Source organism: Stenotrophomonas sp. UBA7606, assembly GCF_002477705.1.
Taxonomy (GTDB): Bacteria; Pseudomonadota; Gammaproteobacteria; order Xanthomonadales; family Xanthomonadaceae; genus Stenotrophomonas.
In genome coordinates this window covers 76523-92797 of sequence record NZ_DLJW01000002.1, presented here as the reverse complement: position 1 = coordinate 92797, position 16275 = coordinate 76523, and the positions used below count along the sequence as shown (strand labels likewise).

20 protein-coding genes are annotated in these 16275 nt (G+C 66.4%); 10 read left to right on the top strand and 10 right to left on the bottom strand.

The window, feature by feature from the left end:
• Window positions 1-33: 33 nt before the first annotated feature.
• The 4 genes from B2527_RS00535 to B2527_RS00520 form a co-directional block, all read right to left on the bottom strand.
• Complete coding sequence (locus tag B2527_RS00535) at window positions 34-552, bottom strand: GNAT family N-acetyltransferase (protein ID WP_293705430.1); 519 nt, start codon at window positions 550-552, stop codon at window positions 34-36.
• A 90-nt stretch (window positions 553-642) separates the two neighbouring features.
• Entirely contained in the window at window positions 643-1896 is a 1254-nt protein-coding gene (locus B2527_RS00530; protein ID WP_293705429.1) for a sugar transporter, read from the bottom strand.
• Between the two features lie 195 nt (window positions 1897-2091).
• On the bottom strand, window positions 2092-2673 hold the full coding sequence (locus B2527_RS00525) for a mechanosensitive ion channel family protein (protein WP_293705428.1): 582 nt from the start codon (window positions 2671-2673) through the stop codon (window positions 2092-2094).
• Between the two features lie 19 nt (window positions 2674-2692).
• A complete protein-coding gene (locus B2527_RS00520) occupies window positions 2693-3967 on the bottom strand; it encodes an ectonucleotide pyrophosphatase/phosphodiesterase (protein WP_293705427.1) in 1275 nt (424 codons plus the stop codon).
• A 138-nt stretch (window positions 3968-4105) separates the two neighbouring features.
• Between B2527_RS00520 and B2527_RS00515 the strand changes: the two genes are divergently transcribed.
• From B2527_RS00515 to B2527_RS00505, 3 genes are read left to right on the top strand one after another with little or no spacing between them, the layout of a single operon-like run.
• Window positions 4106-4678 carry an RNA polymerase sigma factor gene (locus B2527_RS00515; protein WP_293705476.1) on the top strand — a complete coding sequence of 191 codons (573 nt, stop codon included), beginning with the start codon at window positions 4106-4108 and terminating at the stop codon, window positions 4676-4678.
• Complete coding sequence (locus B2527_RS00510) at window positions 4678-5232, top strand: hypothetical protein (RefSeq protein ID WP_293705426.1); 555 nt, start codon at window positions 4678-4680, stop codon at window positions 5230-5232. The genes B2527_RS00515 and B2527_RS00510 overlap by 1 nt, the downstream gene beginning before the upstream one ends.
• Window positions 5233-5243: 11 nt before the next feature.
• Window positions 5244-6131, top strand: coding sequence for a DUF4097 family beta strand repeat-containing protein (locus B2527_RS00505; protein WP_293705425.1), 888 nt, complete (start codon window positions 5244-5246; stop codon window positions 6129-6131).
• A gap of 369 nt (window positions 6132-6500) precedes the next feature.
• Here the strand turns inward: B2527_RS00505 and B2527_RS00500 are convergent, their stop codons facing one another.
• Complete coding sequence (locus B2527_RS00500) at window positions 6501-7853, bottom strand: Hsp70 family protein (protein WP_293705424.1); 1353 nt, start codon at window positions 7851-7853, stop codon at window positions 6501-6503.
• A gap of 63 nt (window positions 7854-7916) precedes the next feature.
• Window positions 7917-8879: a cation diffusion facilitator family transporter gene (locus B2527_RS00495; RefSeq protein WP_293705423.1), complete on the bottom strand. Its 963-nt coding sequence runs from the start codon at window positions 8877-8879 to the stop codon at window positions 7917-7919.
• A gap of 129 nt (window positions 8880-9008) precedes the next feature.
• On the opposite strand from B2527_RS00495, the gene B2527_RS00490 reads away from it, so the two are divergent.
• Window positions 9009-9341: a zinc ribbon domain-containing protein YjdM gene (locus B2527_RS00490; RefSeq protein ID WP_293705422.1), complete on the top strand. Its 333-nt coding sequence runs from the start codon at window positions 9009-9011 to the stop codon at window positions 9339-9341.
• Between the two features lie 7 nt (window positions 9342-9348).
• Here the strand turns inward: B2527_RS00490 and B2527_RS00485 are convergent, their stop codons facing one another.
• Complete coding sequence (locus tag B2527_RS00485; protein WP_293705421.1) at window positions 9349-10458, bottom strand: tetratricopeptide repeat protein; 1110 nt, start codon at window positions 10456-10458, stop codon at window positions 9349-9351.
• A gap of 276 nt (window positions 10459-10734) precedes the next feature.
• On the opposite strand from B2527_RS00485, the gene thpR reads away from it, so the two are divergent.
• The 6 genes from thpR (at window position 10735) to B2527_RS00455 (ending at window position 13871) form a co-directional block, all read left to right on the top strand.
• Entirely contained in the window at window positions 10735-11322 is a 588-nt protein-coding gene (gene thpR / locus B2527_RS00480; protein ID WP_293705420.1) for an RNA 2',3'-cyclic phosphodiesterase, read from the top strand.
• Window positions 11323-11357: 35 nt separating this feature from the next.
• On the top strand, window positions 11358-11957 hold the full coding sequence (locus B2527_RS00475; protein WP_293705419.1) for a hypothetical protein: 600 nt from the start codon (window positions 11358-11360) through the stop codon (window positions 11955-11957).
• A gap of 59 nt (window positions 11958-12016) precedes the next feature.
• Window positions 12017-12208, top strand: a complete 192-nt coding sequence (locus B2527_RS00470; RefSeq protein WP_293705418.1) for an oxidoreductase-like domain-containing protein — start codon at window positions 12017-12019, stop codon at window positions 12206-12208.
• 14 nt (window positions 12209-12222) lie between these two features.
• A complete protein-coding gene (locus B2527_RS00465; protein WP_293705417.1) occupies window positions 12223-12900 on the top strand; it encodes a DUF998 domain-containing protein in 678 nt (225 codons plus the stop codon).
• Window positions 12897-13244 carry a RidA family protein gene (locus B2527_RS00460; protein ID WP_293705416.1) on the top strand — a complete coding sequence of 116 codons (348 nt, stop codon included), beginning with the start codon at window positions 12897-12899 and terminating at the stop codon, window positions 13242-13244. Before B2527_RS00465 ends, B2527_RS00460 begins: the two co-directional genes overlap by 4 nt.
• A gap of 102 nt (window positions 13245-13346) precedes the next feature.
• On the top strand, window positions 13347-13871 hold the full coding sequence (locus tag B2527_RS00455; protein ID WP_293705415.1) for a hypothetical protein: 525 nt from the start codon (window positions 13347-13349) through the stop codon (window positions 13869-13871).
• A gap of 156 nt (window positions 13872-14027) precedes the next feature.
• Here B2527_RS00455 and rnfB read toward each other — a convergent pair whose 3' ends face one another.
• The 3 genes from rnfB to metG all read right to left on the bottom strand — a co-directional run.
• On the bottom strand, window positions 14028-14516 hold the full coding sequence (gene rnfB, locus B2527_RS00450) for an Rnf electron transport complex subunit RnfB (protein WP_293705414.1): 489 nt from the start codon (window positions 14514-14516) through the stop codon (window positions 14028-14030).
• Window positions 14517-14571: 55 nt separating this feature from the next.
• A complete protein-coding gene (locus B2527_RS00445) occupies window positions 14572-15162 on the bottom strand; it encodes an HAD family hydrolase (protein ID WP_293705413.1) in 591 nt (196 codons plus the stop codon).
• 183 nt (window positions 15163-15345) lie between these two features.
• A partial coding sequence (gene metG, locus B2527_RS00440; RefSeq protein WP_293705412.1) for a methionine--tRNA ligase subunit beta occupies window positions 15346-16275 on the bottom strand: 930 nt, incomplete at its 5' end.

Sequence of the window (16275 nt, the reverse complement as noted above, 5' to 3'; positions counted from 1 at the left end):
GGGCCTGTATTGCCGCGCTGGCAGCACGCAGGCTCAGCTCTTGCCCAGCACCGGCAGCACATCGTTCAGGTACTGCTTCTGCACCACCCGCTGCACCAGCCGCGGGCGCTCCATCAACACGAAGCGCACGCCTTTCACCGTCTGCGGCGCGGCCTTGCTGACAAAACCGAAGCGCTCGTAGACCGGTACCGCGATCTCGGACGAATTGACCGTGTACTCGCGGCGGCCGTGGATGCGCAGCGCGTGCTCCCACAGCTGGCGGGCAATGCCACGGCGGCGGGTGCCGCGGCTGACGAACAGGTGATGGATGTGGCTGCCACCGCGCATGGCGATCATGCCGGCCAGCAGGCCGGCCTCTTCGATCACGTAATGCGCGAAATCCGGGTCGGCCAGGCGCTCGGCGAAGCTTGCCGGGGTCAGCGAGGCCAGAAAGGCATGCGCACTGGCGCCGGTGTCGGCGTCCAGCAGGTGCCGCGCCAGCGGCGTGACCAAGGCGCTCAGCGCCACAGCATCAGCAGCGTTGGCATCGCGCAACAGGATGTCCTGATCCATCTATTCCCCCCGTACACCGCCCCCGGAAGCAGGGGCGTGGGCGGAAGCATAGCGGTTGCCGGCGCGCAGAAGCGTGCACGCCGCCGCAGCTCAGCGGTGTGTGCCGCCCAGATGGAAGCTGTTGCGCCAGCGCAGCATCGCGAACAGGCACCACAGCCAGCCGGCGCTGGCGATCAGGCCGCCAACCAAGCCGATGTGCTGCATGCCCAGCTGCAGGCTGACCCGGCTGCCGATCAGCGCACCGGCACCGATGCCGATGTTGAAGATGCCGGAGAACAGCGCCATCGCCACGTCGGTGGCGTCCGCGGCCAGGTTCAGTACCTTGGACTGCATGGACAGCGCGAAGCTGATCATCGCCACGCCCCAGACCGAGACCAGCGCATACAGCAGCCAGCTGGCCTGCAGGCCGCTGCGCAGCAGCAACAGGCTGGCGGCCAGGGTGCCGATGGCGGCCAGCAGGAAGCCGCGGGGCCAGCGCAGGCCGTAGCGCGAGAACAGCAGGCTGCCGATGAAGCCCATACCGCCGAACAACAGCAGCACCAGCGTGGTCACGTGCGCGTCGAAACCGCCGATCTTCTGCACGAACGGCTCGATATAGCTGTAGCCGGTGAACTGTGCCGACACCACCACCATCACCAGCAGGTACAGGGCCATCAGCGCCGGGCGCCGCAGCAGCACCGGAATGCTGCTGGCCGAGCCGCTGTTCTGGCTGGGCAGGGCCGGCAGCAGCCGCGCCAGTACCAGCATCACCAGCAAGGCAACGCCACCGATGGCCATGAAGGTGATGCGCCAGCCCAGCAACTCACCGACGATGCGGCCCAGCGGGATGCCCAGCACCATCGCCACCGAGGTGCCGGTGGCCAGCAGGCCCAGCGCCTGTGGGCGCTTGTCCTGCGGTGCCACGCGCACCGCCAGCGAGGCGGTGATCGACCAGAACACCGCATGTGCCAGCGCAATGCCGACGCGGCTGGCCATCAGCACCGGGTAGCTCCAGGCCACGCCGGACAGCAGATGGCTGAGGATGAACAACGCGAACACGCCCAGCAGCAGTTTGCGCCGGTCCATCGCGCGGGTCAGCAGCATGCAGGGCAGCGAGGTCAGCGCCACCACCCAGGCATAGATGGTCAGCATCAGGCCCACATGTTCGATCGGCTTGCCGAAGCTGGCGCCGATGTCACTGAGCAGCCCAACCGGGACGAACTCGCTGGTGTTGAAGACAAACGCGGCCAGGGCCAGGGCGATGACGCTGAGCCAGCGCTGGCGGTCGCTGCGTGAATCCTGGGCAACGGCAAAGGCGTTGCCTGCCTGCGGGGCAGGGCATGAGGTATCGGGAGAGGCGGACATTGCGTGCGGGGCGTGCGACCGGGCCGGTCGCTCAATGTCGGCAATTTTGGCACGGGCGGTGTGGACGCGAGCGGAACGCTGTGGATCGGTGTGCGCCAATGCCGGGTTTGTTCAGCTGGCTGCGGTCACCGACGCGCTTGCGGGCGGGGCGATGCCGATCCGCATCGCCCCGTGGAGCCTGTGCTGGCAGATGGCTCAGCCGTCGCCCTGCAGCGTACCCGGCGTGCTGTCGCCACCGCGCCAGCGGCGCAGCCCGCGCTGGAAGAACAGGCTGTTGGGGATCTGCATCAAGGTGCCTTCGACGGGGCCGCCGACCTCGTGCAGGGTGGTATAGATCAGGTTGATGTCGGTGACCACGCCCTTCAGGCCGGGCTTCTCACCGTTTTCCAGCAGTTCGATCTGGTCGCCGAGCCGGAACGGGCGGGTGGTGAAGATCAGGAAGGTGCAGAAGATGTTGGACAGCACGCTCCAGGCCGCGAAGAAGGCCACCGCACCCACCGCGGCAAAGCCGGTGAAGGCGGTCCACAGCACGCTGGCCTGCACATCCAGGGCATGCAGGATGGCCACCAGCGCCACCGCCCCGATGACGAAGTTGGACAGGCGGCGGATCGCCATCTCGATCTGTGCCGGCAGGGTGTAGTGCCGGCCCACCCGTGCCAGCAGGCGCCGGGTCAGCAGCCGCAGCAGCCAGGCCACGACCAGGATCAACAGGATGCTCAGGCCGGTGTTGATGGGTTCGATCCATTGCTGCAGCGAGGCGGGCAGGTAGTGCTTCATGCGGTGTCCTTGGGGTGCGTCAGTGCTTGAGTGCTGCGTCGGTGTGGCCGGGATTGCCGTCGTTGCGGGCCGGGGTGATGTGCAGCAGGCGGGCCAGCAGCGGATAGATGTCGACATTGTCGATCGGGGCGATGCTCACCCCCTGGGCAAATGCCGGGCCGTAACCGATGAAGGGTGAATGCATGTCCGGCAGGCGATTGTCATAGCCGTGCTCGCCGCGCAGTTCATGGCCTTTGCGCAGCTCGGCCTGGCGGGTGGTGACCTGCCAGCCCAGCTCGGCGGTGCAGATATAGGCCGGCACCCGGCGGTGCTGGCCGTATTCGAACCGTGCCGGGATCTGCTCGCGGGTCATGCACTGGATATGCGGATGGCTGCCGGCCAGCAACTGCCGTGCGGCGGCTTCGCCGCCGGGCAGGGCATTGAACGAGGCATAGGCGCCGGTCCAGCCGAAATCCAGCTTGCTGACATCGACCAGGTCATCCAGGTAGATCTGCCGGGAGGGATCGGTGGCGGTCATGCCGTGGTCGGAGACCACCACGATGTTGGTGCTGTCCTGCAGCTGCTGTGCGCGGATGCCGTCCAGCAGCGTGCCGATGGCCGTGTCCACCTCGGCCAGCGCGGTGTTCAGCTGTGCCGCGTCCGGGCCATGCAGATGGCCCATGGTGTCGACCTTGTCGAAGTACAGGGTGATGAAGTGCGGGCGCTGCGCCGGCGGCAGTGCCAGCCATTCCAGCACCTGCTGCACCCGCTGCTGCGAGCTCACCTTGATGTCGAACGGCCGCCAGAACTCGGGCCGGGCGCCGTGCACCGGCGCTTCGGAGCCCACCCAGAACATCGCTGCGGCGCGCCCGCCCTGTTCGCGCACGCTGGTCCACAGCGGCTTCCCATCGTCCCACCAGCGCTCATCGCGGACCGTATTGGGGTCGAACATGCTGAAGCGCACGCCGGGGAGGGTCGGGTCGGTCATGAAGTTGGCGATGACGCCGTGGTGGTCCGGGCGCAGGCCGGTGACCAGGGTGTAGTGGTTGGGGAAGGTGATCGATGGATAGGACGGACGCATGAATTCGGCACGGGCACCGCCGGCGGCCATGCGCGTCAGGTTGGGGGTCAGGCCACGGTCGAGGTAATCGTTACGGAAGCCATCGATGGAAATCAGGATCGCCGGTGCCAGCGCCTGCGCAGGCATGCGTGCAGCCGGGGTGGCATCGGTAGGCGTGGCAACGGGGGCGGACAGACTGGTGCAGCCGGCCAGGGCGAGGGCGGCGCACAGCAGGAGGGCGGGGGTACGGAACATCGGATTGCAGCGGTGTAGGCGGGCATCGATTGTCGGCCAGCCGGCCTTTTGCTGCCAGTCACGGCGCGGATGCGGGCTGCTTCGGCAAATTGCCTGAGGGGCTTTAAACCTTTTTCCTGCCCGCTGCATCCAATGGATATGCTCGATGCCACCGTGACCATCGCCGCCCCAACATCGCCCGCCGTGGAAGACGCCGCGCTGGCCCGCGCCGCCGCCGACGGTGATACCCATGCCTACGAGCGCATCTACCGGCGCCATTCGCCGCGCCTGTATGCGCTGCTGTGGCGGCTATGCGGTGGCAACACGGCGCGCGCCGAGGACGTGCTGCAGGAAACCTTCATCCAGGCCTGGCGCAAGCTGCCGCAGTTCCGCTTCGAGAGCGCGCTGGCTACCTGGCTGCATCGGCTGGCGGTGAACACGGCGCTGATGGAGTTGCGCGCCACCACCTTCGAGTCGCTGGACATCGGCGAATCGGGCATGGACGTACTGGCCGGCATGGCCGATACCCCGCGCTGCCATGCCACTGGCATGGATCTGGAGCGTGCGCTGTTGACCCTGCCACCGCGTGCACGCGCAGTGCTGGTATTGCATGACATCGAAGGTTGGAAACACCAGGAAATCGCCGTGGAGCTGCAGATGGCCGTGGGCAGCTCCAAGGCACAGTTGCACCGCGCGCGCAGCCTGCTGCGTGCACGGCTTGGAGACGCATGATGAATCAGCAAGACGATTACGACGATCCGCTGCTGCAGCGCCTGCGCGCGCTACCCAGCGAACGGCTGCCGCCGGCAGCGGTCTGGCAGCGCATCGCCGCGGACCTGCAGGCGGTGCCCCGGTCACAGCCAACGCTGGCCGCAACCCTGGCCGCGCAGGATGGTGCGCCGCTCAGGCGGCATGCGCGCCCACGCTGGCCACGTTATGCGGTTGCAGCGGCATTGGTGCTGGCGGTGACCGGCATCACAACGATTTGGCTGCTGCCGCAACAGCCGCCGGCAGCGGTGGCGGCGGTCGAGGCTTCGCCGTTGCAGCTGCAGGCCAACACCATCACCTACCAGTATCGCCAGGCGATGGCGGCGATGCCGCAGGACACGCTGCCGGCTGAATTGCAGCCGGCATTGCGCGAGCTGGATGAAAGCGCCGGCAGCATCCGCAGCGCGATCGCGCAGAGCCCGGACGCAGGCTTTCTGCTTGGACAGTTGCAGCGTACCTACGCGCTGCGCCTTGAACTCACCCGCAAGGGCTTGGCCCCGACCGGTTTCTCTACTTGAAGGAGCATCAGATGAACGCTTCGCTACGCTATCTTGCGGCCGCCGCCCTGCTGTTGGCCCCGCTGACCCAGGCTTTCGCCCAGACTGCCGTCAACCGCATCTTGCCGCTGGCCAGTGGCGGGCGGGTGGAGTTGAGCAATGTGGCCGGCTCGGTCACCGTACGCGGCTGGGACCGCAACGAGGTGCAGCTGACCGGTTCGCTCGGCGATGGCCAGCGCCTGGATGTGGAAAGCAGCGCCAACCGGGTGGCCTTGAAGGTGGTCTATCCGCAGGGCCGCAGCAATCGCGGCGCGGTGCTGGAGCTGCGGGTGCCGCGTGCGGCGCAGCTGCAGACCAATACCGTCAGTGCCGGGGTGGATGTGGCCGAGGTGGACCTTGCGCGCCTGCAGTCCAGTACGGTCAGTGGCAGCATCACCGCCAACGGCCGCGCCGGCGAGGCCGAGCTGACCACGGTCAGCGGCGCGATCCGTTCGCAGCTGCGGACCTCCCGGCTGGAGACCACCACGGTAAGTGGCGGGATCACGGTGAGCGGTGGCAGCGGTGGTGAGGTTTCGGCGAACACGGTATCCGGTGGCATTTCGCTGGATCTGGCCAGCGTGCGGCGGCTCACTGCCGAATCGGTGTCGGGCACGTTGGGTGTGCGCAGTGCCGGCCTGCAGCCCGGTGGTCGGGTCAGCCTGGAAACGGTCAGCGGTTCGGTGGCGTTGACGCTGCCGGCCAGTACCTCGGCGCGGCTGAAGGTCAGCAGTTTCAGCGGCGGCATCCGCTCGGACGTGGGCCAGGTGGAACGGCCGCGTTACGGCCCGGGCAGCAGCCTGGATGCGCGTGTTGGCGGCGGCGATGGAGATATTTCGATCCAGTCGCATTCGGGCAGTGTGCGGGTGAGTCTGGATCGGTGATGGGGGGTGTGGTTGGGCTGTAGGTTCTGTCCTGCGTGCGGAAGAAGGGGGCTTTGGGGGCTTGGCCGGTAAAGCCCCTGCCGAGCATGGCTCGGCACTACGCGCCCCTCTCCCGCTTGCGGGAGAGGGGGTGGGGTGAGGGGGGCTTTTGCTTGTAAAGCTCCTGCCGAGCATGGCTCGGCACTACAAGGCTCCCTCCCTTTGGTCGCAGGCCAAGGGGTGGATTGGGGAGGGGGGCTTTTGGGGCTTGGCCGGTAGAGCCTCTGCCGAGCATGGCTCGGCACTACGCGCCCCTCTCCCGCTTGCGGGAGAGGGGTTGGGTTTAGGGGGGCTTTCGCTTGTAAAGCCCCTGCCGAGCATGGCTCGGCACTACCTTGCGGCCAGCGCCAGGCCCTGCACCACGCCGAACGAGGGATCGCCATGGACCAGCCTGGCGCCCGGGAAGGCCGCCGCAGCCGCTTGCTGGATATAGCCCGCACGTGACATGCCGCCGGTCAGGAACACCGCCGCCGGGTCATGGCCGATATCGGCACGCACCTGCTGCAACAGCGCTTCCAGCTCGCCCAGATAACCGCCCGCCGCTGTTGTCAGCTGCACGGCATCGGTCTGCGTCGTCAGCCCGGTTTCGATGAAGGCCAGCGCGCTGGTATGCGTGGGCTCGCTGCTCAGCGCGATCTTGCACTGCTCCACCGCCCGGTACAGGCGCGCGGTGTTGCCGGTGTCCTGCAAGGCCTGCAGGCGCGGGCCGTAGGGCAGTTCCACCGCATCGTAGTTGTGCTGGCGGAAATCGCGCTGGCGGGTCATGTCCTGCACCATCGCCGCTTCCACATAGTGATGCGCGGGCACGCGGGTAATGCCACGCCCGAACAAGGGCATATAGCCGGCCAGGCTCAGTGCCAGGTCGATGTCGGTGCCGCCGCGGGCGATACCCCAGGCACGGTGGATCTGCGGTGCTGTATTGCCGCCAACGCTGGCATGGGCGATGTCGGTGGTACCGCCGCCGACGTCGACGATCACCGCCTCGTGGCGTTCGGCGCTGACCGCGTGGTAGTGCATGGCGGCGGCGGCGGGTTCTTCCAGAAAGTCCACCTCGTCAAAGCCTGCCGCCATCGCCGCGCTGCGCAGGATGTCCAGCGCCTGGTCGTTGCCGGCCGCGCCAATCGAGCTGCGGAACTGCACCGGGCGGCCAAGCAGGGCGCTGCGCACGTTGTGCTGCAGCTGGCGCGAGGCGGTCAGGCGGATGTGTTCGAGGATGTGGGTAGCGATGCCGGTGATGGTCTGCTTGGCGCGTGGGTGCAGGTTGTAGCCCAGCATCGACTTGGGGCTCTGCACCAGGTTGCCTTCGTTTTCCTCGAAGTAGGCTTCCAGTGCATCGTCGCCGTATACCGCGTTCTGCAGCAGGGTGGTGGAGCTGCGCGGTTCGCGGATGCGCTCTTCCATCCATTGCCGGCGCACCACGCGGATGGCGTCGCTGCGCAGTTGCTCATGGCTGCGGCTGTTGCCGGCGGCGCGGGCGTCGCGGCGGCCGGATTCGATCAGGTCCTCGACCTGCTGTTCCAATGCCGCGGTCAGCTCGAAATCATTGGGGTCGCGCATCACCTCGGGGAAGTACACCGTGGTGCGGAACTGCTGTGCGTCGCCAAAGCTGACCGGGACCACCTTGCCGTCGATATGGGCGGCGGCGGCCGAGTTGCTGGTGCCGAAGTCGATGCCGAGTTTCATGGTGCCTGCGTGTCTTGCTGCTCAATCGGCCGCGCACTTTACTACGCGGCGGCGCGCGCGGCTTCACGTCTTCCCGGCCAGCGGCTGCTCCAGTGACGCCAGCCGCGCCTGCCAGGCCTGTGGGGTCTGGGGTTTGACGAACAGGGCGATGATTTCAGGGTGCTGCTGGCGCACAGCCTGCTCGACACGGGCTACGCACGCCTCGATCTGCGGGGTGGTGCAGTTGTCGTCGAACGCGGCGCTGAGCGTGGCCAGTACCTGGTTGGGGCCCACCTGTACGGTCAGTACGCCGTTGGCGTTCTCGATGTCCGGATCGCGTTGGGCCAGCTGCAGCAGGGCCTGGCCAAGCTCGGGGTGGGCAGGTTCGCCAATCAGCAGGCCCTTGGTCTCGCGTGCGAGCAGGAAGGCCGCGACCGCCAGCACGGCGGCAATGCCGATGGAGGCAATGCCGTCCAGCTCGGGCATGTCCAGCAGTTGGGCCCCGGCCAGGCCGGCCAGCGCGATCAGCAGCCCCAGCAGGGCGGCGCTGTCCTCCAGCAATACGGTGAAGGTGCTGGGGTCCTTGCTGCGCCGGAACGCCTCGAAGTAGCCGTAGCGGCCCTTGCCTGCGCGGAATTCGCGCAGCGCCACCCACCAGGAAGTGCCCTCGAACAGCAGCGACACCAGCAGCACGATGTAGGCAATGGTCGGGTTGCCAGCGGGCTCGGGGTGCTGCAGGTGAGTGATGCCTTCGTAGAGGGAGACGCCCGCACCCATCGCGAACACCAGCACGGCGACGATGAAACTCCAGAAATACAGTTCGCGGCCATGCCCCAGTGGGTGGTTGCGGTCCGGTGGCTTGTTGGCCCGGTTCAGGCCGTGCAGCAGCAGGACCTCGTTGGTGGTGTCCACCAGCGAATGCACGCCCTCGCTGAGCATGGCTGAACTGCCGGATATGGCTGCGGCGATGAACTTGGCCACAGCAATGCCCAGGTTGCCGGCCAAAGCCACGTAGATGACGAAACGCGAGCCACTGCTTCTTGCCACGATGGGGTTCCCGCGGATGCGGCCAGCGCCGCTGCGCCTGCACTTTCCCGCCCCGCATGTGGCGGTGGCGTGAGTGGGCGGTGGCGAACGGCTACAATCGGCGGCCTTTCCGTTGTCCGGGAGCTTTCCATGCCCATTACTTCCTGCCCGCAATGTTCGCTGGAGAACGTCTACCCCGACGGCGCGTTGTGGATCTGCGCCGATTGCGGTCACGAGTGGACGCCGGGCGAAGCGGCGGAATCCTCACTGGTGGTACGCGACAGCAATGGCAATGTGCTGGTTGCCGGTGACACCGTCACCGTGATCAAGGACCTCAAGGTCAAGGGTTCATCGATACCGCTCAAGCAGGGCACGGTGATCCGCAACATCCGCCTGGTCGAGGACGATGCCGAGCATATCGAAGGCAACTCCGAGAAGATCAAGGGCCTGGTGCTGAAAACCTGCTTCCTGCGCAAGGCTTGATCGCGCTTCAGCGCGCCGCATGGCGCGCTTCCAGCCGGCGGATGGCATCGAGCTTGTTCTGGTAGACGCTGCGCAGTTGTTCGCTGCCGCCGAGATCGCGGGCGCGGGCCATCTCGTGTTCGGCCAGGCGGTTGTTGCCACTCAGGTAATAGGCCCGGGCCAGCCCGAAATGAAACTGGTGGGCGCGGTCATAAAGACGCACGGCGCGCCGGTAGTAGCCGATGGCCTGCGCATAGTCGGCCTTCTTCTCGGCCTGGGCGCCCTGCAGGAACTGATAGAAGGGGTCGCTGCGCTGGCGCCGCTGCAGTTGTGCCTGTAGTTGCGCCACGCGGGCGGTGTCGCCCATGCGTTGGTAAAGCTTGGTTGCGTTGTGCAGGGCCGGGGCGTGGCCGCCGTTGATCGACAGGGCTGTTTCCAGGTCCCTGGCGGCGGCGTCAAGGTCGTTCTCGCGCGACTCCAATACGCCAAGATTGCTCCATGCCGCGACGAAGCGTGGGTCCATCTGCAGCGATGCCTGCAGATAGGCGCGGGCGCTGGCGGTGTCGTGCATGGCCAGGTGCTCGGCGCCGCGATTGTTGTAGAAATGCGCCAGGGCGCGTGCATCGCTGATGGGTTGCGGGCCGCGGCGGTCGTACAGCACGTTGCTGTCCAGATCGAGGGTGGCGGGCCTGCCGTCCACGCGCATGCCGACATTGACGTGCCCGGCGTTGAAGATCAGGCCCTCGTCCTCATACCAGGTCACCACCTGGCCAACCTCCTGCATGCGCGCCTCCAGGCCGATCTCACGAGCCAGTGCAACAAACAGCAGGGTGAAGGACAGGCAATTGGCGCGTCGCTGGTGCCAGGTCTCGGCAACCGTGAGGGTGGCTTCGGTGTCGTATTCCAGCGCCAGGCCGGCACCATCGGGACGAAACACCAGTTCGACCAAGCGCTGCAGGCGTTGCTCCGGAGAGTTGGCCGTGCGCATCACCTTTTCCTGCAGTACGGCACGGGCATCGGCTGGTACTGCCATTACCTCGGCGGGCGAGGGGATGGCGGCCGGTGGCGCGGGCAAGGGCGGCGGCGCAGGTACTGCGGCACTGACGGCAAGCAGGAGCAAGGCGTTCCAACCGATCATGGCGATCACCCGGAGGCAGCAGCGGCAGCGCCAGTGTATGCCTGTCCGTGCCAGGCGGTAGTACACCGGGCAAGAATCCACAGGGGGTGTGGACCAGCACCGGACAAACATGTGGATAACCCATGGCAGCCCTTGCCCTGCGGTGCTTGGCGGGCGGTGGTCAAAAAATGGTCATGCGCGGGCCCGAGGGGGCGGGGTCTGCTAGTATCCGCGACCCCAGACAGTATTGGCCGCCGCAACGGAGCGGGTACGGCAGCCGGCTTTCGATACCAGACCATGACGAAGTACCTTTCCTCCACCGAGGCCCAGATGTCGTTGGGCCTGGGCAGCGATATCCCAACCGAGCGCCTGTTCTTTGCCGTGATGCCGGACCCGATGACGGCCGAGCGCGTGGCGGAGCTGGCCGATGGTCTGCGCGAGGAACATGGTCTGATGGGGCAGCCGCTGGCGCCCGAGCGGCTGCATGTGACCCTGCATCATCTGGGCGATTACGCCGGCTTGCCGCCCAGCCTGCTGCCCAAGGTGCGGCAGGCTGCCGCCAGGGTGCGCATGCCCGAGTTCGAGGTCTGTTTCGACCAGGTGGGCAGTTTTGTCGGCCCGCGCAAGAATCCGTTCGTGCTGCGCAGTGAATACGGTGCCGAACTGCTCAACGGCCTGCATGAAGAACTGGCCCGCTGCCTGCAGGGTGTGGGCGGCAAACCCGATCCGCGCTTCACCCCGCATATGACGCTGCTCTATGACAAGCGGCGCATGCCGATCCAGCCGGTGCAGCCGTTCCGCTGGTTTGTCCGCGAGTTCGTGCTGGTGCGCAGCTTCCTTGGCCAGGGCCGCTACCAGATCGAAGGGCGTTGGAACCTGGGCTGAGCCGCGCCGTCGCCGGTTCATGCCAAGATGCCGGCATGAACGCCTTGCTGCAGACCCTGCCGCCGCCCTTGCTGGCCGAGATCAAGACCGCCTACGCGCAGCCGCCGCGGGCGTACCACAACTTCGGTCACGTGCAGGCCTTGCTGCAGCACTACGATGATGTCGCCGCCGGTCCGGGCTGGCAGCAGCCTTTGGAAGTGCTGCTGTCCGTGCTCTACCACGACGCCATCTACGAGGCGGGGCGCAGCGACAACGAACAGCGCTCGGCACAGTTGGCGCTGGCCGGCATCGAACGCTGGCTGGCGGGCAGCGACGTGGATGCGGCGCGGGTGGCCGCATTGATCGAACTCACCGCGCGCCATGGCAGCCTCGGTGGCGAGGAGCTGGATGCCGATGCGGCGCTGTTCCTGGACAGCGACATGGCCATCCTGGGCGCGCCACCCGCCGTGTTTGATGCCTATGACCGTGGCATTGCCGAGGAATATGCGGGCAAGGTGCCGGGCTTCCTGTTCCGCCTGAATCGCCGGCGCTTCCTGAAGAAGGTACTGGCGCAGCCGCGTATCTTCTTCAGCGATTTTTTCCACCAACGCTACGATATCCAGGCGCGCAGCAACCTGCGCCGCGTCACCGGGTGACCGCGACTGGCTAGAATGAGGGCTGACCTGTTGCCGCCAGCCGTGCCGTTGTTGATGCGATGAACGCTACCTTGCCTATTGACAGCGACCCACGCCCGCAGCCGCCGGAGGCGCCAGGGCCCAATGAATGCTGCGGCAGTGGATGTCCGCTGTGTGTGCTGGACCTGTATGCCGACGAGCTGGCGTTGTACCGGCAGCGTCTTGCCGAATGGAAGGCTCGCCACCCGGATGTACCGGATCCGGCGGCGTGACGCGCGCGCGGAGCATGCCTGAGCGGCAGCGTCGGGTGCGCGCCATTGCCGCCGCTGTGCTTGCGGTTTGCCTGGGCTTTGTTGTGCTGGTGATCGTGCTGCAGTGCCTGCGTACTGATCTGGATTGGACGCGGGCTACCTTGAGCCTCTATCTGCACGGGCGCTATGGCCTGTTGCTGCGCATGGCGTATTGCATCCTGGCCGTGGCAATCGCGCTGCTGGCCTGGACGTTGCACGCGCAATCTGCCGATGGCGCCCGCCGTGGTTTGCCGCCCGTTCTGTTCAGCGTTGCCGCGCTGGGGCTGGCAACAGTCGCCATCGGTGACAGCTGGCTGCCCGGGTACGCGCCTGCGCTGGCACCGTTGGTACATGGTCTGGCCGCGCAGACCGCATTCGTCTGCGTGAGCGTGGCCATGCTGGTGCAGGCCTGGTGCTTTGGTCGCGATCCGCGCTGGCGGGCTGCCTACCGCTGGGCGTGGGGGTGGGCCTGGCTGGTGTTTGGCGGCTTGTGGCTGCACGTGCTGTGGCGCGGCAGCCCCCGCGGACTTGGGCAGAAACTTGTGATCGCGGCCGTGGTGATCTGGCTGGCGGCGGTGGCTTGCCGATTGTGGCGCGAGGGCTGCAAAGAAACGCCTGAAACTTCCGGTTGCGGTCACAATGGGGGCACATCCACCAAGGGAAATCCCCCATGATCCAGCGCTTCGATACCGGTCCGCGCATGTCGGAAATGACCATCCACCACGGCGTGGCCTACCTGGCCGGTCAGGTGCCGGAAGACACCAGCGCCGACATCGTCGGCCAGACCGAGCAGGTGCTGCAGGCCATCGACGACCTGCTGCGCTTGGCCCCGACCGACAAGAGCAACATCCTGCGCGCGGAGATCTTCCTGGCCGATATTGCCGATTTCCCCGGCATGAACGAAGCCTGGGACAAGTGGGTGCCGCAGGGCGCTACCCCGGCGCGCGCCACCGTGCAGGCCAAACTGGCCAACCCGGCATGGAAGATCGAGATCGTGATCACTGCGGCTGTGCCGTAAGCGGACTGCACCGCTATCGCGGGTCTGGCCCGGGTGCGATGGTGCCCGGGCAGATCCAGCCGTGAGGCTGGTGATGTCCTTGCAGGGAGGCAAGGGAAAGGAATGAGAAGTCGTCTGTTGTTCGCGCTGTGTTGTGTCCTGGCGGGCATGGGGGCCAGCGTGTCGGTGGCAGCACCGGCGCCGCTGTCGAAGATGATCTACGCGCAAGCGCCGGTGCAGCGCATCGAGCCCTTGGATTACCCGCAGTTCAAGCTGATCGAGGCGGAGCTGCGCAACACGGTACGGCGCCATGGTGACCGCAGCGTTCCCAACCGCTTCTGCGCGGTGGGCTACCTGCTCGGCCGCCGCACCGTGGAAACGGTGCTGATCTGGGACAACGCGCAATCGTTGATCCGCTGGTGGGGCGGTGATGCGCTGGCTACCTCGGAAGAGCGCTATGCGGTATCGGCCTCGTTCTCACCGTTTACCGACCTGCGCACGGATCTGGTCGAGGACGACCGCTATCCGCTGGGTACACGCGCGATAGTGCGCGCGGATGCGGAGGCCTTGATAGCGGATTGTCGTGCGCACGGGCGCCAGTTCACCGTGCCGCCACTGCCGCCGAAAGGCGAGGATGACGAGTATTGAGGGAGCAAGCTTCTGCCGATGTGTGGGAGCGGCGTAAGCCGCGAAGCCGGCATTGTTTGGATCTCCGCGTTCAACATGATCTGGAGCTGCTGCGTTTTTACGGTTTGATGCCGCGATAGGGATCTTCGACAGCTGGGCTTCCACGAGCTTCGCGGCTTACGCCGCTCCCACCAAGCCGGGGTTCGGGACAGCCTGCAGCTCGATGCAATCCACTGGACAGGGCGGGATGCACAGCTCGCAGCCGGTGCACAGGTCGGCCAGCACCGTGTGCATGTATTTGGCGCCGCCGACGATGGCATCGACGGGGCAGGCCTGGATGCACTTGGTGCAGCCAATGCAGTCGGCTTCGACGATCACCGCGACCTGCGCCGGTTTGTGCTCGCCACGGCTGCGGTCGTAGGGCAGGGCCGGCACTCCCAGCACATGTGCCAGTGCACGTGCACCCGCATCACCGCCTGGCGGGCAGTGGTCAATGCCGGTCTCACCGGTTGCCATCGCCTCGGCATATGGGCGGCAGCCTTCGTAGCCGCACTGGCCGCATTGGGTCTGTGGCAGCAGGCGATCGAGGCGTTCGACCAGTGCAGCCTGTCCTTCTCCCTGCGGGAGAGGGGGGCGTGCAGCGTCTGATGGGGGTTGGGTATTCATTGGAGAGTCCTGCTATTCGCCCTCACCCCAACCCCGCTCCCGGCGGGAGAGGGGCTCAGGTCAGGCATTTGCCGCGATACCAGCGCTCATGTGCCAGCGCCAGCATGGGCTTGTCTTCGCTGCTGTCGCCGTAGGCGTGAATTCGTTGGTACTTGCCCAGGTCAAAACGCTTGCGTATCAAGGCCACCTTGCGCGCGCCACAGTCGCCCTCGGCGTAGCGGCCAGTGAAGCGGTTGTCCTGCACCTCGAGCCGGTTGCAGATCATCTGCAGGCCCATCCGCCCGCACCAGTGCTGCAGGTATAGATCCAGTGAACCGGACACGACCACCACGGTATGGCCCTGTGCCTTGTGCCACTGGATCTGCTCCAGCATCTCTGGGCGCACCATATTCGGCAACTGCTCGCGTGCATAGTCGCTGGCCAGCTGGCTGATCTCACCCGCGTGGCGGCCAGTGAACACCTGTGCAGTGACGCGGCGGCGGATGCGTTCAGCCGAGATCAGTTTCAGCCGATAGGCCAGCACCCACGGGCCAACCCGCCACCACCCCTGCGCGCGCTGCTCCGGCGTGGCCACACGACGCAGAAACCGGCTATAGGTGTCACAGACGGTGATGGTGTGGTCGAAGTCGAAGAGGGCGAGTTGCATGGGCGGAGATTGGAGAGTCGGGATTGGGGATTCGCAAAGGCAATGGCGGCGTTTGGGGTTTGGAGCCCATCTCACATCCCTGCCTTGTCTTGTCTGCTTGAAGCGTCGTCGGCAGATGAATGATGAAGTCGTGGCCCAGGGCTCCAACCCATCTCCACTCCCGACTCCCCAATCCCTGCTTCTTCAGCGAACCGGCATGCCCGGCTGGGCACCGCCATCGGCATCCAGCAACGCCAGTGCGCCGCCGTCGAAACCGGCCGACAGGATCATGCCTTCGCTCAGGCCGAAGCGCATCTTGCGCGGGGCCAGGTTGGCGATGAACACCACGTTGCGGCCGACCAGTGCGTCCGGCTCGGCGTAGCTGCCGCGGATGCCGGAGAAGATCTGCCGCTGGCCGAGGTCGCCGGCATCCAGCAGGAAGCGCAGCAACTTGTCGGAGCCTTCGACGAAGCCGCACTCGATCACCTTGCCGATACGCAGGTCGAGCTTGGCGAAATCGTCGATGCCGATGTACGCGGAAGCTTCACCGTCGGCCTTGGTTTCGGTCTTTACTTCAACCTTGGCGGGCTTTTCAGCCTTGGCCGGCTTGGCTTCTGCTGCAGGCTGGGCGCTGAGGGTGTCCTTGGAGGCGTCGGTCATTGCGTCAATCATCTTGGGGTCGATACGGGTGAACAGCGCCACGTAGGCGGCGATGCGGTGTGCGGTCAGTGGGGGGGTGATGTCGTCCCAGCCGTGGACCGGGGCGTTGAGGAAGCTTTCGGCCTGCAGTGCCGTGGCCGGCAGCACCGGCTTGAGGGCGGTCACCAGCACGCGGAACAGGTTCAAACCCTGGGTGCAGACCGCCTGCAGTTCGGCGTCGGCACCCTCTTGCTTGGCGATGACCCACGGCTTGGTGTCATCGATGTACTTGTTGGCTTCATCGGCCAGCGCCATGGTCAGGCGGATGGCGGCAGCGGCGTCGTTGCGCTCATAGGCCTCACGAATCGGCGCCAGCGCAGCGATGAAGCGGTCGTACTGGGCCTGGTCCGGCAGCGCGTCGGCCAGCTTGCCGTCGAAGCGCTTGGCGATGAAGCCGGCGCAGCGGCTGGCCAGGTTGACGAACTTGCCGACCAG

Excerpts from the sequence above, each read along its gene's own strand:
- B2527_RS00485 (WP_293705421.1), bottom strand. The coding sequence starts at position 10,458 with ATGATCGGTTGGAACGCCTTGCTCCTGCTTGCCGTCAGTGCCGCAGTA.
- rnfB (WP_293705414.1), bottom strand. The coding sequence starts at position 14,516 with ATGAATACCCAACCCCCATCAGACGCTGCACGCCCCCCTCTCCCGCAG.
- B2527_RS00465 (WP_293705417.1), top strand. The coding sequence starts at position 12,223 with ATGCCTGAGCGGCAGCGTCGGGTGCGCGCCATTGCCGCCGCTGTGCTT.
- B2527_RS00470 (WP_293705418.1), top strand. The coding sequence starts at position 12,017 with ATGAACGCTACCTTGCCTATTGACAGCGACCCACGCCCGCAGCCGCCG.
- thpR (WP_293705420.1), top strand. The coding sequence starts at position 10,735 with ATGACGAAGTACCTTTCCTCCACCGAGGCCCAGATGTCGTTGGGCCTG.
- B2527_RS00525 (WP_293705428.1), bottom strand. The coding sequence starts at position 2,673 with ATGAAGCACTACCTGCCCGCCTCGCTGCAGCAATGGATCGAACCCATC.
- B2527_RS00445 (WP_293705413.1), bottom strand. The coding sequence starts at position 15,162 with ATGCAACTCGCCCTCTTCGACTTCGACCACACCATCACCGTCTGTGAC.
- B2527_RS00530 (WP_293705429.1), bottom strand. The coding sequence starts at position 1,896 with ATGTCCGCCTCTCCCGATACCTCATGCCCTGCCCCGCAGGCAGGCAAC.
- B2527_RS00535 (WP_293705430.1), bottom strand. The coding sequence starts at position 552 with ATGGATCAGGACATCCTGTTGCGCGATGCCAACGCTGCTGATGCTGTG.
- B2527_RS00460 (WP_293705416.1), top strand. The coding sequence starts at position 12,897 with ATGATCCAGCGCTTCGATACCGGTCCGCGCATGTCGGAAATGACCATC.
- B2527_RS00510 (WP_293705426.1), top strand. The coding sequence starts at position 4,678 with ATGAATCAGCAAGACGATTACGACGATCCGCTGCTGCAGCGCCTGCGC.
- B2527_RS00490 (WP_293705422.1), top strand. The coding sequence starts at position 9,009 with ATGCCCATTACTTCCTGCCCGCAATGTTCGCTGGAGAACGTCTACCCC.
- B2527_RS00515 (WP_293705476.1), top strand. The coding sequence starts at position 4,106 with ATGCTCGATGCCACCGTGACCATCGCCGCCCCAACATCGCCCGCCGTG.
- B2527_RS00520 (WP_293705427.1), bottom strand. The coding sequence starts at position 3,967 with ATGTTCCGTACCCCCGCCCTCCTGCTGTGCGCCGCCCTCGCCCTGGCC.
- B2527_RS00500 (WP_293705424.1), bottom strand. The coding sequence starts at position 7,853 with ATGAAACTCGGCATCGACTTCGGCACCAGCAACTCGGCCGCCGCCGCC.
- B2527_RS00455 (WP_293705415.1), top strand. The coding sequence starts at position 13,347 with ATGAGAAGTCGTCTGTTGTTCGCGCTGTGTTGTGTCCTGGCGGGCATG.
- B2527_RS00475 (WP_293705419.1), top strand. The coding sequence starts at position 11,358 with ATGAACGCCTTGCTGCAGACCCTGCCGCCGCCCTTGCTGGCCGAGATC.
- B2527_RS00505 (WP_293705425.1), top strand. The coding sequence starts at position 5,244 with ATGAACGCTTCGCTACGCTATCTTGCGGCCGCCGCCCTGCTGTTGGCC.